Annotated in this window: 10 protein-coding genes; 3 read left to right on the forward strand and 7 right to left on the reverse strand. The window is 70.7% G+C overall.

The features are described from left to right. Positions 1-153: 153 nt before the first annotated feature. Together BS80_RS34345 and pyk are read right to left on the reverse strand one after the other, a co-directional pair. Entirely contained in the window at positions 154-1,590 is a 1,437-nt protein-coding gene (locus BS80_RS34345) for an APC family permease (RefSeq protein WP_051967581.1), read from the reverse strand. A gap of 430 nt (positions 1,591-2,020) precedes the next feature. Then, complete coding sequence (gene pyk / locus BS80_RS34350; protein WP_035805384.1) at positions 2,021-3,448, reverse strand: pyruvate kinase; 1,428 nt, start codon at positions 3,446-3,448, stop codon at positions 2,021-2,023. A gap of 305 nt (positions 3,449-3,753) precedes the next feature. On the opposite strand from pyk, the gene BS80_RS34355 reads away from it, so the two are divergent. The 3 genes from BS80_RS34355 to BS80_RS34365 are packed head-to-tail and all read left to right on the forward strand — an operon-like array spanning position 3,754 to position 7,134. Then, positions 3,754-4,845 (forward strand): hypothetical protein, encoded by a 1,092-nt coding sequence (locus BS80_RS34355; protein WP_035805386.1) that lies wholly within the window; start codon positions 3,754-3,756, stop codon positions 4,843-4,845. Then, positions 4,845-6,632, forward strand: coding sequence for a vWA domain-containing protein (locus BS80_RS34360; protein WP_232246755.1), 1,788 nt, complete (start codon positions 4,845-4,847; stop codon positions 6,630-6,632). Before BS80_RS34355 ends, BS80_RS34360 begins: the two co-directional genes overlap by 1 nt. Then, positions 6,619-7,134: a hypothetical protein gene (locus BS80_RS34365; RefSeq protein ID WP_035805389.1), complete on the forward strand. Its 516-nt coding sequence runs from the start codon at positions 6,619-6,621 to the stop codon at positions 7,132-7,134. The genes BS80_RS34360 and BS80_RS34365 overlap by 14 nt, the downstream gene beginning before the upstream one ends. 46 nt (positions 7,135-7,180) lie before the next feature. Here the strand turns inward: BS80_RS34365 and BS80_RS34370 are convergent, their stop codons facing one another. The 5 genes from BS80_RS34370 to gltB all read right to left on the reverse strand — a co-directional run bounded on the left by BS80_RS34370 (position 7,181) and on the right by gltB (position 16,251). Continuing rightward, a complete protein-coding gene (locus BS80_RS34370; RefSeq protein ID WP_157536757.1) occupies positions 7,181-7,492 on the reverse strand; it encodes a hypothetical protein in 312 nt (103 codons plus the stop codon). Positions 7,493-7,566: 74 nt separating this feature from the next. Further along, positions 7,567-9,024: an aldehyde dehydrogenase family protein gene (locus tag BS80_RS34375; RefSeq protein ID WP_035805391.1), complete on the reverse strand. Its 1,458-nt coding sequence runs from the start codon at positions 9,022-9,024 to the stop codon at positions 7,567-7,569. A 47-nt stretch (positions 9,025-9,071) separates the two neighbouring features. Then, complete coding sequence (locus BS80_RS34380; protein WP_035805392.1) at positions 9,072-9,941, reverse strand: helix-turn-helix domain-containing protein; 870 nt, start codon at positions 9,939-9,941, stop codon at positions 9,072-9,074. Between the two features lie 252 nt (positions 9,942-10,193). Next, positions 10,194-11,654, reverse strand: coding sequence for a glutamate synthase subunit beta (locus BS80_RS34385; RefSeq protein ID WP_035805394.1), 1,461 nt, complete (start codon positions 11,652-11,654; stop codon positions 10,194-10,196). Next, a complete protein-coding gene (gene gltB, locus BS80_RS34390) occupies positions 11,647-16,251 on the reverse strand; it encodes a glutamate synthase large subunit (protein ID WP_232246756.1) in 4,605 nt (1,534 codons plus the stop codon). Before gltB ends, BS80_RS34385 begins: the two co-directional genes overlap by 8 nt. Positions 16,252-16,643 lie beyond the last annotated feature (392 nt).

A 16,643-nucleotide genomic window follows, 5' to 3' on the forward strand; every position in this document is an offset into this window, starting at 1 on the left:
GAGCAGGATGCAGGATGTGTCGTTCCGGTCGAACGGAATGACAGCTCGTAAGCCCGAGGTCGGAGCCCGGAACGCGCCGCGGAAGGCGCCACGCCGAGATCCCCCGGCCGCGTGGGGGCGGTCGGGGGATCTCGGAGCAGCGGACGTGACAGGTCAGTTGCGTCCGACCAGCGCGTGGGCCGTCGCCTCGGTCAGCCACTGCGCGTACGCGGGGGTGCCGGGGCTGAGGTCGAGCGAGGGGTCGTGCCGGGCCTTGCGGGCCCGCCAGCGCTCCAGCGGGAGGTAGAGCAGGCAGGAGCCGACGACGATGATCAGGCAGTAGGTGACCGCCTGGGTCCCGTTCTGCGAGTACTGCTCCCAGGCCGCCCAGCCGCAGATGCTGCCCAGGCAGAGCACGATGCCACCGATGCTGAGCCAGCCGCCCGGGATCTTGTACGGGCGCTCCATGTCGGGCTCCTTGATCCGCAGCGCGATCAGCGCGGCGACCTCCAGCAGGATGCCGATGTTGGTCAGGAAGACGTCGAAGATGACCAGGTTGGTGAAGCTGCTGAGGCAGAACAGTGCGTAGATCGCCGAGGAGCCGATGATCGAGACGATCGGCATCCGGTAGCGGCGGGACTCCTTGGCCACCCAGCGCGGGAAGTAGCCGTCCTGGGCGAGGACCAGCGGGAGGCGGGAGTTGGAGGCGAGCAGCGCCGAGAACATGGCGACGGCCGCGAACATCCCGCCGACGGTGACGGTGACCTGGAGCCAGGGGCCGGCCAGCTGCTTGGCGACGTCGGAGAACGAGCCGGCCTGCCAGCTCTTCCAGCCGGCGTCACCGTCCGAGCCGGTGGCGAGGGAGGCGATCGAGGGCAGCAGGTAGCCGACCATGATCAGGACCATCGCGATGGAGAGCGCCCGGGGCAGGTGCTTGCGCGGGTTCTCCATCTCGCCGGCGACGTTCGAGACGCTGTCCCAGCCGGAGTAGTTCCACATCACGATGAACAGGCCGGAGCCGAAGGCGTTGAAGGTGGACTGGTCGGACGAACTCGTCAGCGAGCTGACCGGGTTGATGCCGTGGCTGGCCAGGTGGGCGACGCCGACGACGGTGAGGATCAGCATCGGGGTCAGGCAGATCAGCGCGAAGACCACCGAGGACTCGCCGACCCAGCCGGCGCCGAGCAGGTTCACCCCGGTGAAGACGGCGATGACCGCGAGGCAGATGAACCAGTTCAGGTCGAACTGGAAGTGCCCGACGCTGAAGAGCACGTGCTTGCCGGGTGCGACGGCGGAGACCAGGCTCTGCAGGTAGCTGGTGAACAGGACGGGGTAGAGCGCCATGTCCACGAAGCTGCAGATCCACTGCAGGATGCCCTGCTGGAATCCCCAGAACTTGCCGAGGCCCTTCTTCACCCAGTGGTAGTAGCCGCCCTCGACGGGGATGGCGGTACCGAGCTCGGCGCAGATCAGCGCGTTGGGGACGCTGTACACGAGCGGGGTGACGACGATCAGCAGGATGGCCATTCCGGGCCCGGAGGTGGAGAAGAGCTGCTCGATACCGTAAGCGCCTCCGGAGACGCTGAAGAAGATCAGCGCGACCAGTGGCATGAGGCGTACCCGCCTGGGGGACGGCAGGCGCTTCACGGACTGATCCACGGATATGGCGGTCAATGGTCACCTCTGGTAGATCGGCCGGCGGGTCCCTGGGTGGGGTCGCGGGCGGAGGCTGCGGCCCGTGGGGGCAGGCCGGCGTGGTGAGTGGTGGCAGCGGTGGAAGCCCGACCGGCGCTCGACCCGCCGGTGTCCCTAGAGTTTCGGCCCTGCCCCCAGTGGGGGCAATCAAGCAAAGTGTCAAGGGTCGTGTTGCGACTTTGACACGATGCCTACGCCGGGACGGAGATCGTCGCACAAACGGAAGCGGTCGTCGCGCAAACGGATCCGGTCGTCGCGCAAACAGCAGCCGGCGGCGCGCAAACAGCAGCCGGCGGCGTCCTCCCAGGTCGGGAGGGCGCCGCCGGCAGGGGCCGTGCGGGGTGGATCAGTTGTCGAGCTCACCCACGTGGTGCACCCGCACCAGGTTGGTGGAGCCGGCCAGTCCGGGCGGGGAGCCGGCGGTGATGATGACGATGTCGCCACGCTGGCAGCGGCCCAGGCTGAGCAGTTGGGCGTCCACCTGGGCGACCATCTCGTCGGTGGTCGGCACGAACGGGCCGAGGAACGTCTCGACACCCCAGGTGAGGGCCAACTGACTGCGCACCGACGGCTCGTAGGTGAAGGCGAGGACTGGGATCGGCGAGCGGTAGCGGGTCAGCCGGCGCGCGGTGTCGCCGCTCTGGGTGAAGGCGATCAGGTACTTGGCGTTGAGGAAGTCGCCGATCTCGGCCGCCGCGCGGGCCACCGCGCCGCCCTGGGTGCGGGGCTTGTTGCGGACGGTCAGCGGCGGCAGGCCGGCTGCCAGGACCTCCTCCTCCGCTGCCTCGATGATCCGGCCCATGGTCTTGACCGTCTCGACCGGGTACTTGCCGACCGAGGTCTCCCCGGAGAGCATCACCGCGTCGGTGCCGTCCAGCACCGCGTTGGCGACGTCCGAGGCCTCGGCGCGGGTCGGCCGCGAGGCGTTGATCATCGAGTCCAGCATCTGGGTGGCGACGATGACCGGCTTGGCGTTGCGCTTGGCCAGCTTGATGGCGCGCTTCTGGACCAGCGGCACCTGCTCCAGCGGCATCTCCACGCCCAGGTCGCCGCGGGCGACCATGATGGCGTCGAAGGCGTCGACGATCGATTCGAGGTTGTCGACCGCCTGCGGCTTCTCCACCTTGGCGATGACGGGGAGGAAACGTCCCTCCTCGCGCATCACGGTGTGCACGTCCTCGATGTCCTTGCCGCTGCGGACGAAGGAGAGGGCGATCAGGTCGGCGCCGATCCGCAGGGCCCAGCGCAGGTCGGCGACGTCTTTGTCGCTGAGCGCGGGCACCGAGACGGCGACTCCGGGGAGGTTGAGGCCCTTGTGGTCGGAGACCAGGCCCCCTTCGATGACGATGCAGTGCACCCGGGGTCCGTCGACGTGGGTGACCTCCAGGCAGACCCGGCCGTCGTCGACGAGGATGCGCTCGCCGCGCGAGACGTCCCCGGCGAGTCCCTTGTAGGTGGTGCCGCAGATCTCCTTGTCGCCGGGGACGTCCTCCACCGTGATGGTGAACTCGTCGCCGCGTTCAAGGAGTACCGGCCCCTCGGCGAATTTGTCCAGGCGAATCTTCGGGCCTTGGAGATCGACCAGGATGCCGACGCTGCGGCCGGTCTCGTCCGCGGCCTTGCGGACCCGGCGGTAGCGCTCCTCGTGCTCGATGTGGGAGCCGTGGCTCAGATTGAAGCGGGCGATGTCCATTCCGGCGTCGACCAGGGCCTTGATCTGGTCGTACGAGTCGGTGGCGGGCCCGAGAGTACAGACGATTTTTGCTCGGCGCATGGGACTGAGCGTACGCATTACCGGCGCGTAACAACGACCCGCTCGCGGACGGCCGGATGACGGTTGCCGGAAGCTTGGCCCAACTTCCTGACGACAGGTGACATCTGTTGCGCTTTACCTGAGTTGGTGCTGGAGTTCGGACAGCCGACGTGACGCTGATGCGATTTCGTGAAGGCCTGTTCACCCCTGGTTCACGCCGGCGTCGGCCGCTGCTCGGGCCGCGGCGGGAGGCTCTGGTTCCGGCCGGCGTGGGGGCGGCAGGCGCCGGGTCCCGGGATGACTCGACCAGGGGGAAGAGCGTGCCAATGAGGCGTCTGCTGGGGGTGTTCGTCGCGCTGGCGCTGGTCGCCGGCGTGGCTGTGGTGGTCTGGCGCAGCTGTTGCGCCGGACCGGGCGGCGGACCGCCGGTTTCACCGGCCACCCTGCACGGGGTGATCGGCTCGGAGAAGGCCGACTTCTTCCGCGACGCGGACGTGCAGAAGGCCCTGCGCGCCAAGGGGTTGGTGGTGGACGCGGCCTCGGCGGGGTCGTTGGAGATGAACGGCCAGAGCCTGCACGGCGACGACTTCGCGTTCCCGGCCAGTTCGGTGGTGGCCAACGACATCAAGGGCCTCAACCCGGTGCCGGTACGGCCGTTCTACTCGCCGCTGGTGATCGTGGCGCGCCGGTCGACCGCGCAGCTGCTCCTGGCGGACCAGATGGCCGTCAAGTCCCCCTCGGACGTCTGGACGTTCAGGATGGGCGCCTACCTGAAGGCGCTGGAGTCCAACGTGACCTGGCAGAGCCTGCCGGGCGCGGCGAGCGACCCGTCGCTGAGCGGGCTGGTGTACATCACCACCACCGATCCGGCCTCCTCGTCCTCGGGTGCGCTGCACCTGGCGGTGATGTCCTACCTGGCGAACGGCGGCAACGTGGTGTCGGACCAGGCCGGGGTGACGCGCACCGCCCCGCTGTTGCGGCATCTCACCGAGATCCAGGGCGCCCAACTCCCCAGCACTGACGGCCCGTTCCGCAACTTCATCTCGGGGGTGGGCAATCCGCTGGTCTGGGTGTACGAATCGCAGGTGGCGGCCGAGGCATCGAAGGGGACGCTGCCGGACGACACGGTGCTGCTCTACCCGGACACCACCTTCCTGAGTGACCACACGCTGGTCGAGTTGACGCCGGCGGCGAGCGCCCTGGCGGTCGCGCTGCGGGACGATCCGAAGCTCCAGAGCCTGGAGGCCAGGCTGGGGTTCCGTCCGTCGGGCGATCCCACGGCGTTCGGGCGGGCGATGGCGACGGTGAAGACCAAGGGGTTCGCGCCGGACCTGGCGCAGGCCGGGGTGGCACAGGTGGCGATCCCCGCGACGCCGGTGATGCGGCAACTGGTGGCTGCCGCCGAGGGGACGGGCTGATGACGGCGACAGTGGGACCGATACGGGGAGCGGCGATGCCGGCGGCGGCGATACCGAGAACGCGGGGCACGCGGGGAGCACCGGGCTGGGGCGGCCTGTGGCGGCGCGGGCTGGTCGGCGTGCTGGCGCTGGTGCTGGCGGCGGTCGCCGGGTGCGACTCGCCCTCGCCGAAGCCGGCCCCGGGCCCCTCCGGCGGCACGGGCGGCTCGGGCGGGGCGAGCGCCTCGGCCGCGGGCAGCGGTTCGGCCGCGCCGCCGGCCTCCGGCTCGGCGGTGACGCTGCGGGTGCTGGCGGGCAGCGAGCTGCAGGACATGCAGCCGATCCTGGACGATGCGCGCAAGGCGACGGGGGTGAACGTCCAGTTCACCTACACCGGCACCCTGGACGGCGCGGACACCGTCACCTCGGGCAAGGCCACCGGCAGTTACGACGCGCTCTGGTTCGCGTCCAACCGCTACCTGCGGCTGGATCCGGCGGGCGGCGCCAACCTGCTGTCGGAGACACCCGTGATGGTCTCGCCGGTGGCGCTGGGGGTGCGCAGCTCGGAGCTGGCTTCGCTGGGCTGGGACCCGGCCAAGGTGACCTGGTCGCAGATCGGCCAGGCGGTGGCGGCGCAGAAGCTGACCTTCGGCATGACGGACCCCTCGCGCTCCAACTCGGGCCTCTCCGCGCTGGTGGGGCTGGCCTCCGCGTTCTCCGGGGCGCAGTCCGCGCTGACCCAGGCCGACGTCACCAAGGCGTCGCCCGCGCTGCGGCAGTTCTTCGCCGGCCAGCAGCTGACCTCGGGCTCCTCGGGCTGGCTGGCGCAGGCCTACCAGCGCACGGCGCAGGGCGGCTCGGGGGTGCAGGTGGGGGCGCTGGTGAACTACGAGTCGGTGCTGCTGGAGCTGAACCGGACGCTGCCGGCCGCCGCCCAGCTGACCGTGATCCGGCCCTCGGACGGCGTGGTCTCGGCGAACTACCCGCTGACGCTGCTGAATTCGGCGAGCCAGCCGGCCAAGGACGCGTTCCAGCGATTGACCGCCTATCTGCTGCGGGACGACGTGCAGCGCAGGATCTCGGACGAGACCGAGCGCCGGCCGGTGGCCGCGGGCGTCGCGCCGGGTGCGGGGCTGGCGACGGACGTCCGGCCGGAGCTGCCGTTCCCGGGCAGCCGGGCGGTGGCGGACGCGCTGCTGTCGGCGTACCAGAACCAGCTGCGGCGCCCGTCTCGGACGGTCTACGTGCTGGACACCTCGGGTTCGATGGCCGGGGCGCGGCTGGCCGACCTACAGGCGGCGCTGACCCGGCTGACGGGCACCGGCGCCTCGGGGGCGGTGGTGCCGTTCCGCGACCGGGAGCAGGTCACGCTGATCTCCTTCGCCGACGCGGTGAAGTGGGAGCACACCCACGACGTGCCGGACCAGGCGCCGGACGCGGCGCTGGCGGCGATCCGCTCGGACGTGCAGAGCCTGTCGGCGGGTGGTGGCACGGCGATCTACAGCACGCTGGAGGAGGCCTACAAGCTCGTCGCGCAGCAGCAGGCCGCCGCGCAGGACGACCGCTTCACGTCGATCGTGCTGATGACGGACGGCGAGAGCAACGAGGGGGCCTCGGATTCGGACTTCGCGACGTTCTACAAGGCGCTGCCGCCCTCGGGCCAGGCGGTGCCGGTGTTCCCGATCCTCTTCGGCGACGCTGCGAAGCCGCAGTTGCAGGGCATCGCGGACACCACCGGCGGCCAGCTGTTCGACGGTGCTTCGGGCGACCTGAGCAGCGTGTTCGAGGAGATCCGTGGGTACCAGTAGACGCGGCTGGCCGGCCTGGTTCGGCTCGCGGCCGCACTACCTGGGCGCCGGGGGCGGCGCGCTGGGGCTGGTGGCGGCGCTGGTGGGCCACGCCGGTGTCTGGGCGCCGGTGGTGGTGGTCGGGCTGTACGCGGCGGGCGCGGTGCTGGGGCTGACCTTCTCGGGGTCCGAGGCCACCGGCGACCGCGGGCCCGTGCAGGGCGCCGGGGTGGGCCTGGCGGCGCAGCTGCGCCGGGAGCTGGCGGAGCAGCACGCCCGCGTGCTGGCGTCAGGCTGGCCGGAGCCGGACGAGCGGACCGCCCGGCTGCTGGTGGAGGGGGTGGGCGCGCGGATCGGTCCGGACACCGCGGAGCGGCTGCGCGGCGTGGTGGGCGCGGTGGTGCCGGCCGAGTTGGACCGCTACGAGCGCGCCGGCTCGTGGTGGCGTCTGGAGCCGGACGGAACGCCGCCGGGGGCGGAGTTCTCCGAGCGGGTCCGGCTGGTGCTGGACAAGCTGCCGTAGGCCGCCCGTCCGGCAGCGGCCGGACCCGCTCGGCGCGGGTGCCTCCTCAGTGCGCGGAGTGGTGCTCGGCCCCGCGGTGCCGGTGGCCCTTCAGCTCGGCGTGCGCGGGCAGCGCGCCCGTCATCGCCGGGGTGGCGGGCATCCGGCGGCCGCCGTGGCCGAAGGTGGCGCCGCCGCTCAGCGCGGCGTAGCCGCCGTAGGCCGGTGTGCTCCCGGCGCCGTGCGGGCCGCCGTGCAGCAGCGGCCCGAAGTCCCCTGGTTTGCCGCCGCCCGCCGCGGTCATCAGACCGCGGCCCTCCAGCAGCTCCTGGGTTCCGCGGCGGAGCCTGGTCATCTTTCCCGTCGGTCGCTTGGTCATTCCTGGCCTCCCATCGACGTCCTTCTGCGATGGTATGCCCGGTTTTCCGGCATTTCCTATCAGGTCGCCGCGGCTCAGAACGGGAAGCGGCTGCGCCCGTGCTGGATCGAGATCCACTTCAGCGTGGTGAAGGCGTCCACGGTGGACTCGCCGTTCAGCCGCCCCAGCCCGGAGTTCTTCTCCCCGCCGAACGGCACCACCGGCTCGTCGTGGATGGTCCCGTCGTTGACGTGGATCATGCCGGTCTCGATCCGCTGCGCCACCCGCACGCCGCGCTCGACGTCGCCGGTGTGCACGGCGCCGCTGAGGCCGAACGGCGTGTCGTTGGCGAGCGCCACCGCCTCCTCCTCGCCGTCGAAGGGGACCAGCAGGACGACCGGGCCGAAGAGCTCGCGCTGCAGGATCGGTGCGCCGGCGGCGATCCCGGTGAGCACCACCGGCTCCATCAGGGTGCCCGTCGTGGTGCCGCGCAGCAGCACCGTGGCGCCGTCGGCGACGGCCTGGTCGACCTGGGCGGTGAGCGACTCGGCCTGGGTGATGTTGATCAGCGGACCGAGCTGGGTGCGCGGGTCGCTCGGGTCGCCGACCGTGAGCGAGGCGACCTTGCGCACGAAGCGCTCGGTGAAGTCGGCCAGCACGCTGCGGTCGACCAGCACCCGGTTGGCGGCCATGCAGACCTGGCCCTGGTGGGCGAAGCGGCTGAAGACGGCGGCGTCCACCGCGTAGTCGAGGTCGGCGTCGTCCAGGACGATCAGCGCGCTGTTGCCGCCGAGTTCGAGGATCGAGCGCTTGAAGTGCGAGGCGGCAACGGTCGCGACGTGCCGGCCGACCTTGTCCGAGCCGGTGAAGGCGATCACCTTGGGGACGGGGTGCTCGATCAGCGCGTCGCCGATCTCGGCGATGTCGGTGACCACCACGTTGAGCAGGCCCGGCGGCAGGCCGGCCTCCTCGAAGATCTTCGCGATCAGCGTGCCACCGGTGATCGGGGCGTCCTGGTGCGGCTTGAGGACAACGCCGTTGCCGAGCGCGAGGGCGGGCGCGACGGACTTCAGCGAGAGGAGGAGCGGGAAGTTGAAGGGGCTGATCACCCCGACCACGCCGACCGGCAGGCGGTAGAGCCGGTTCTCCTTGCCGTCCACCGGCGAGGGCAGGATCCGGCCCTCGGCGCGCAGCGACAGCTGCAGGCACTCGCGCAGCATGTCCCTGGAGAGCGAGAGTTCGAAGGCGGCCTTGAGGTGTGTGCCACCGAGCTCGGCGATGATGAGCTCGGTGATCTCCTGCTCGCGCTCCTCGATCACCCGCAGCGCGCGCTCGAAGACGAGCCGGCGGGCGTAGGGGTTCAGCTGGGCCCAGGACTTCTGCGCGCGCTCGGCAGCCCGGTAGGCCTGGTCCACCTCGGCGACGGTGGCGACGGTGATCGCCGCCAGCTTCTCGCCGTTGAAGGGGTTGATGTCCACGACGTCCCAGGAGCCGTTGCCCGGGCGCCACTCGCCGTCGATGTACTGCAGCGCGAGTTCCGAAAAATAGGACATGGGGCTCCCCTTCGCAAGACCTGACCAATAATCATCCTACTGATCTGTCAGGCTTCTTGGAGCAAACCTTCAAGAAGCTCCCAGCTTCGCTCCGGACTCAGGCTGTCCACCCGCAGGCGCTCCAGGGTGGCCACGTACTCGGCGACCTCGCGCGGCCTGTCCAGGTAGAGCGCGGTGGTGAACTGCTCCAGGTAGACGACGTCGCCCAGGTCCGGCTCGGGGAAGCTCAGCACCGAGAACGCGCCGCTCTCGGCCGACAGCCCGTCGAAGCCCAGCGGCATCACCTGCAGCTCGATCCGGGGCGTTTCGGCCAGTTCCAGCAAGCGGGCCAGCTGACCGCGCATGACCTCGGGCCCGCCGCGGGGCCGGCGCAGCGCGGCCTCGTCGATCACGGTCAGCAGCCGGGGCCCGGCGTCATCGGCCAGCAGCCGCTGGCGGCGCATCCGCACCTCCACCCGGCGCTCGATCTCCTCGGCGGGGGCGCTGTGCGAACCGAGCCGGATCACCGCGCGGGCGTACTCCTCGGTCTGCAGCAGGCCGGGCACGTGCTGCACCTCGTAGGAGGAGACGGCGCCGGCCGCCTCCTCGAAGCCCAGGTAGGTCTGGAACCAGGACGGCACCACGTCGGCGTACTCGTGCCACCAGGGGACGGCGTTGGCCGAGCGGACCATGCCGAGCAGCTCGTCGCGCCGGTGCGCGTCCCCGACGCCGTAGAGCGTCAGCAGGTCCGCGACGTCGCGCTCCTTGAAGCTGACCCGGCCCAGCTCCATCCGTCCGATCTTGGACTCCGAGGCCCTGATCTCGTACCCCGCGTCCTCGCGGCTGACGCCCTTGGCCTCTCGCAGGCGTCGCAGCTGGGACCCCAGGAGCAGCCGACGTACCGTCACCCCGCCTCCGGTCTGCGCCGTGCCACTCAATGCCGGTCTCCTCCCCTGGAACCGTTCAAGGCCGCAGTCTGCCATGCCCGGATGGCGCCGGGAATCGGGAGCGGCCTGAGAGTTCTCCCGGCTCCTGCGCTCGGCGGTGGGCACACGAAACGGCGCCTGCCCCCAGCTTGGTCGGGGAGGGAACAGGCGCCGTATGACCGCGTCCGGCAGCGCTGACGGGTGGCGGTTGGTGCTGCCCGGCGAACCGGGCGGTGTGCGGGAGGGTTTTTTTCGGGAGCCTTCTCAGACCACCAGGGGGCGGTCGGTCGGGCGGATCGGGGCGGGCAGCGCGGTCTTGCCGCCCAGGTAGGTGTCAACGGCCGCAGCGGCCGAGCGGCCCTCCGCGATCGCCCACACGATCAGCGACTGGCCACGGCCCGCGTCACCACAAACGTACACGCCCGGCACGTTGGTCGCGAAAACGCGGTCGCGGTTGATGTTGCCGCGGGCGTCGAGGTCGACGCCCAGCTGCTCCACCAGGCCGTTGCCGGTGTCGGTGCCGGTGAAGCCCATCGCCAGGGTGACCAGCTGGGCCGGGATCGACCGCTCGGTGCCCTCGATCGACTGGAACCGGCCGTCCTTGAACTCGACCTCCACCAGGTGGAGTTCGGCCACGTTGCCGTCCTCGTCACCGCTGAAGTGGGTGGTGTTCACGCTGTACACGCGCTCACCGCCCTCCTCGTGGGCGGAGGTGACCTTGTAGAGCATCGGCATGGTCGGCCAGGGCTGGCCGGTCGGGCGGTCGTCGCCGGGGCGGGGCATGATCTCCAGCTGGGTGACCGAGGCCGCGCCCTGGCGCAGGGCGGTGCCCAGGCAGTCCGCGCCGGTGTCGCCGCCGCCGATGACGATGACGTGCTTGCCCTTGGCGCTGATCGGCGGCTCGACGAAGTCGCCCTCCTGCACCTTGTTGGCCAGCGGCAGGTACTCCATCGCCTGGTGGATGCCCTTCAACTCCCGTCCGGGGACGGGCAGGTCACGGGCGGTGGTGGCACCGGCGGCGACCACGACGGCGTCGAAGCGCTCGCGCAGCTGCTGGCCGGTGATGTCCTCGCCGACGCTGACGCCGGTGCGGAAGCGGGTGCCCTCCGCGCGCATCTGCTCGATGCGGCGGTTGATGTGGCGCTTCTCCATCTTGAACTCGGGGATGCCGTAGCGCAGCAGGCCGCCGATCCGGTCGGCGCGCTCGTACACCACCACGGTGTGCCCGGCCCGGGTGAGCTGCTGGGCCACCGCGAGGCCGGCCGGGCCCGAGCCGACGACCGCGACCGTCTTGCCCGAGAGCCGCTCCGGGACCTGCGGGGTGACCCCGCCGTTGTCCCAGGCCTTGTCGATGATGGTGACCTCGACGTTCTTGATGGTCACCGCGTCCTGGTTGATCCCCAGCACGCAGGCCGACTCGCACGGCGCCGGGCACAGCCGCCCGGTGAACTCCGGGAAGTTGTTGGTCGCGTGCAGCCGCTCGATCGCCCCGGTCCAGTCCTCCCGGTAGGAGAGGTCGTTCCACTCGGGGATCAGGTTGCCCAGCGGGCAGCCGTTGTGGCAGAACGGGATGCCACAGTCCATGCAGCGGCCGGCCTGCTTGGTGATGATCGGCAGCAGGCTGCGCTCGACGTAGACCTCGTTCCAGTCCCGCAGTCGCACGTCGACCGGGCGGCGCTCGGCCAGCTGCTTCGGGGTCGTCAGGAAGCCCTTGGGGTCAGCCATGTGCCGCCTCCATCATCTTGCGGGTGGTCTCGGACTCGGAGAGTCCGTCTCGCTCAGCGGCGTCCTTGGCGGCGAGCACGGCCTTGTAGTCGGTCGGCATGATCTTGGAGAAGCGGGAGACCCCACTGCCCCAGTCGGCCAGGAGCTCGGCGGCCGCGGTGGAGCCGGTCTCCTCGTAGTGCTGCTGGACGGTCTCGCGCAGCCACGCCCGGTCGTCGGCGCTGGGGGCCTCGATGCCCACCATGCCGTCGTTGACGTTGGCCGGACGCAGGTCCAGCACGTACGCGATACCGCCGGACATCCCCGCGGCCAGGTTGCGGCCGGTCTCGCCGAGGATGACGACCCGTCCGCCGGTCATGTACTCCAGGGCGTGGTCGCCCACGCCCTCGACGACCAGGGTGGCACCGGAGTTGCGGACGGCGAAGCGCTCGCCGGCCTTGCCGCGCAGGTGGATCCGGCCGCCGGTGGCGCCGTAGCCGATGGTGTTGCCGGCGATCACGTGGTGCTGGGCGTCGGCGCCGATCGCGGCCGCGTCGCGGGCCGGGCGGACCACGATCACGCCGCCGGACAGGCCCTTGCCGACGTAGTCGTTCGCGTCGCCCTCCAGCCGCAGCGTGACGCCGCGCGGCACGAAGGCGCCGAAGGACTGGCCGGCGCTGCCGGTGAAGGTGACGTCGATGGTCCCCTCGGGCAGGCCCTCGCCGCGGTAGCGCTTGGTCACCTGGTGGCCGAGCATGGTGCCGACCGTGCGGTTGACGTTGCGGATCGGCAGCTGGATGCGGACCGCGTCGCCGCGCTCCAGGGCGTCCTCGGCCAGCTCGATCAGCTGGTTGTCGAGCGCCTTGTCCAGCGAGTGGTCCTGCCCGGTGGTGTTGTGCAGGGACGCGCCCTCGGGCAGCTCGGGGACGTGCAGCAGCGGGGCCAGGTCCAGGCCCGCGGCCTTCCAGTGCGAGATGGCGGCGGCCGCGTCGATGTGCTCGGCGTGGCCGACGGCCTCCTCGATGCTGCGGAAGCCCAGCTCGGCGAGGATCTCGCGGACCTCCTCGGCGATGAACTCGAAGAAGTTCACCACGAACTCGGGCTTGCCGGAGAAGCGTTCGCGCAGCACCGGGTTCTGGGTGGCGACTCCGACCGGGCAGGTGTCCAGGTGGCAGACCCGCATCATGATGCAGCCGGAGACCACCAGCGGCGCGGTGGCGAAGCCGAACTCCTCGGCGCCGAGCAGCGCGGCGATCACGACGTCGCGGCCGGTCTTGAGCTGGCCGTCGGTCTGCACCACGATCCGGTCGCGCAGGCCGTTCAGCAGCAGGGTCTGCTGGGTCTCGGCGAGGCCGAGCTCCCAGGGGCCGCCCGCGTGCTTGAGGCTGGTGAGCGGGGAGGCGCCGGTGCCGCCGTCGTGGCCGGAGACCAGCACCACGTCCGCGTGCGCCTTGGAGACGCCGGCCGCGACCGTGCCCACGCCGACCTCGGAAACCAGCTTCACGTGGATGCGGGCCGCCGGGTTGGCGTTCTTGAGGTCGTGGATCAGCTGAGCCAGGTCCTCGATGGAGTAGATGTCGTGGTGCGGCGGCGGGGAGATCAGGCCGACGCCCGGGGTGGAGTGCCGGGTCTTGGCGACCCACGGGTAGACCTTGTGGCCGGGCAGCTGGCCGCCCTCGCCGGGCTTGGCGCCCTGGGCCATCTTGATCTGGATGTCGTCCGCGTTGACCAGGTACTCGGAGGTGACGCCGAACCGGCCGGAGGCGACCTGCTTGATCGCCGAGCGGCGCTCGGGGTCGTACAGGCGCTCCGGGTCCTCGCCGCCCTCACCGGTGTTGGACTTGCCGCCCAGGCGGTTCATCGCGATGGCCAGCGTCTCGTGCGCCTCCATCGAGATGGAGCCGTAGGACATCGCGCCGGTGGAGAAGCGCTTGACGATCTCGGAGACCGGCTCGACCTCGTCGACGGAGATCGGGGTGCGGGCGCCGGCGTCCAGCTTGAACAGGCCGCGCAGCGTCATCAGGCGCTCGGACTGCTCGTTCACCCGCTCGGTGTACTGCTTGAAGATGTCGTAGCGCCGGGTGCGGGTGGAGTGCTGCAGCCGGAAGACCGTGTCCGGGTCGAACAGGTGCGGCTCGCCCTCGCGGCGCCACTGGTACTCGCCGCCGATGTCCAGCGCGCGGTGCGCCGCGGAGATGCCGGAGGCCGGGTAGGCCTTGGCGTGCCGGGCGGCGACCTCCTTGGCGATCTCCTCCAGGCCGATGCCGCCGAGCTTGGTGGTGGTGCCGGAGAAGTAGCTGTCGACCGTCTCCTGGGAGAGGCCGATGACCTCGAAGACCTGCGCGCCGCGGTAGGAGGCGACGGTGGAGATGCCCATCTTGGACATCACCTTCAGGACGCCCTTGCCGAGCGCCTTGATCAGGTTGCGGATCGCCTTCTGCGGGTCGACGCCGGTCAGGAAGGTGCCCTGGGCGACCAGGTCCTCGACCGTCTCCATCGCCAGGTAGGGGTTGATCGCGCCCGCGCCGTAGCCGACCAGCAGGGCCACGTGGTGGACCTCGCGGACGTCGCCGGCCTCGACCAGCAGCGAGACCCTGGTGCGCTGCTTGGTGCGGATCAGGTGGTGGTGCACGGCGGAGGTGAGCAGCAGCGAGGGGATCGGCGCGTGCTCGGCGTCCGAGTGACGGTCGGACAGGACGATGATGCGGGTGCCGTCCGCGATCGCGGCGTCCGCCTCGTCCGCTATGGCCTTCAGGCGGGCGGCCAGCGCCTCGCCGCCACCGGAGACCCGGTAGAGGCCGGAGAGCGTGACGGCCTTCAGGCCCGGCTGGTCGCCGTCGGCGTTGATGTGGATGAGCTTGGCCAGCTCGTCGTTGTCGATCACCGGGAACGGCATGCCGACCGAGCGGCAGGCGGCCGATTCGGCGGCCAGCAGGTTGCCCTCCGGACCGAGGTTGCTCAGCAGCGAGGTGACGAGCTCCTCGCGGATGGCGTCCAGCGGCGGGTTGGTGACCTGCGCGAAGAGCTGGATGAAGTAGTCGAAGAGCAGCCGGGGCTTCTCGGAGAGCGCGGCGATCGGGCTGTCGGTGCCCATCGAGCCGAGCGGTTCGCCGCCGGTCTTGGCCATCGGCGCCAGGATGACCCGCAGCTCCTCCTCGGTGTAACCGAAGGTCTGCTGACGGCGCGTCACCGAGGCGTGGGTGTGCGCGATGTGCTCGCGCTCGGGCAGCTTGGAGAGCTGGATCTGCCCGGCGGCCACCCACTCCTCGTACGGGTACTCGGCGGCGAGGGCGGCCTTGACCTCCTCGTCCTCGACGATCCGCTGCTGCTCGGTGTCGATGAGGAACATCTTGCCGGGCTGCAGGCGGCCCTTCTTGACGACCTTCTCCTGGTCGATGTCGAGCACGCCGACCTCGGAGGAGAGCACGACCAGGCCGTCCTCGGTGACCCAGTAACGGGCCGGGCGCAGGCCGTTGCGGTCCAGGACCGCGCCGATCTGGGTGCCGTCGGTGAAGGTGACGCAGGCCGGGCCGTCCCAGGGCTCCATCAGGTTGGAGTGGTACTGGTAGAAGGCCCGCCGGGCCGGGTCCATGGTGGCGTGGTTCTCCCAGGCCTCCGGGATCATCATCAGCACCGAGTGCGGCAGCGAGCGCCCACCGAGGTGCAGCAGCTCCAGGACCTCGTCGAAGGAGGCCGAGTCGGAGTGGTCCGGGGTGCAGACCGGGAAGATCCGGGAGAGGTCACCGGGGATCAGGTCGGTGGCGAGCTGGGACTCCCGGGCGGTCATCCAGTTCCGGTTGCCCTTGACCGTGTTGATCTCGCCGTTGTGCGCGACGAAGCGGTACGGGTGGGCGAGCGGCCAGCTCGGGAAGGTGTTGGTGGAGAAGCGGGAGTGGATCAGCCCGATCGCGGAGGCGTAGAGCCGGTCCGACAGGTCAGGGAAGAACGGCTCCAGCTGCCCGGTGGTGAGCATGCCCTTGTAGACGATGGTCCGGGCGGAGAGCGAGGGGAAGTACACCCCGGCCTCACGCTCGGCGCGCTTGCGCACGACGAAGCCGATCCGGTCCAGCTCGATGCCGGTGCGCGTCGCGTGGCTGAGGAACACCTGACGGAAGCGCGGCATCACCGAGCGGGCGGTGGCGCCGAGCAGGTCGGGGGCGACCGGGACGTCGCGCCAGCCCAGGACGGTGACGTCCTCCTCGGCGGCGATGGCCTCGATCTGCGCCACGGCGGCCGCGTCGGCCGCGTCGTCGTCGGGGAGGAAGGCGATGCCGACGGCGTAGGCGCCGGCGGCGGGGAGTTCGAAGGCGACCTGGGAGCGCAGGAATGCGTCCGGGACCTGCGTCAGGATGCCCGCGCCGTCACCGGAGTCCGGCTCGGCGCCGGTGGCGCCGCGGTGCTCCAGGTTGCGCAGGACGGTGAGCGCCTGCTCGACGATCTTGTGATCGGCGATGCCGGTCAGCGTGGCAACGAAGCCGACGCCACAGGCGTCGTGCTCGTTTCGCGGGTCGTACAGGCCCTGAGCAGCAGGTCGGGCATCCGGAACGAGCGCATACGGGCGGCGCGCGGCGCCGGCCTGCTCGGGCTCGTTGGCGGAGTGCATGGATGCGGACAGCATCGGCTCTCCCGTCGTCGTCTTTGGCAAGAGGTGCATGTGCAACAGGGACGACGTTGGCCCTCTGCGATTTCGTGCAGGTTACATGATGCCGCACATCCCGGAAAGTGGAATCTGTCGTCCACATGGCGGACACAACCCCAGGTCAGAGGCTGTTACCGGCCGGTAATGGCAACGGGGAGAGACAACTTCTCATCCTCACGCTCCCCCAAGTGTGCCCGGTGTCCCGCGGCCCGAAACAAGGCGGAAACGAGCACCGGCGCAGCGCCTCGGAGAGCGCCTGTGATTCCACCCCTCAGGGGCGGCCTCAGGCGCTGGACCTGCGGGTCCGGTGCGCCTCTCGGCGATGGTAGAGCGACCCGGCCACCTCGACCTATGTGCGGAACGTCACGCGG

The organism is Kitasatospora mediocidica KCTC 9733, from assembly GCF_000744225.1.
GTDB lineage: Bacteria > Actinomycetota > Actinomycetes > Streptomycetales > Streptomycetaceae > Kitasatospora > Kitasatospora mediocidica.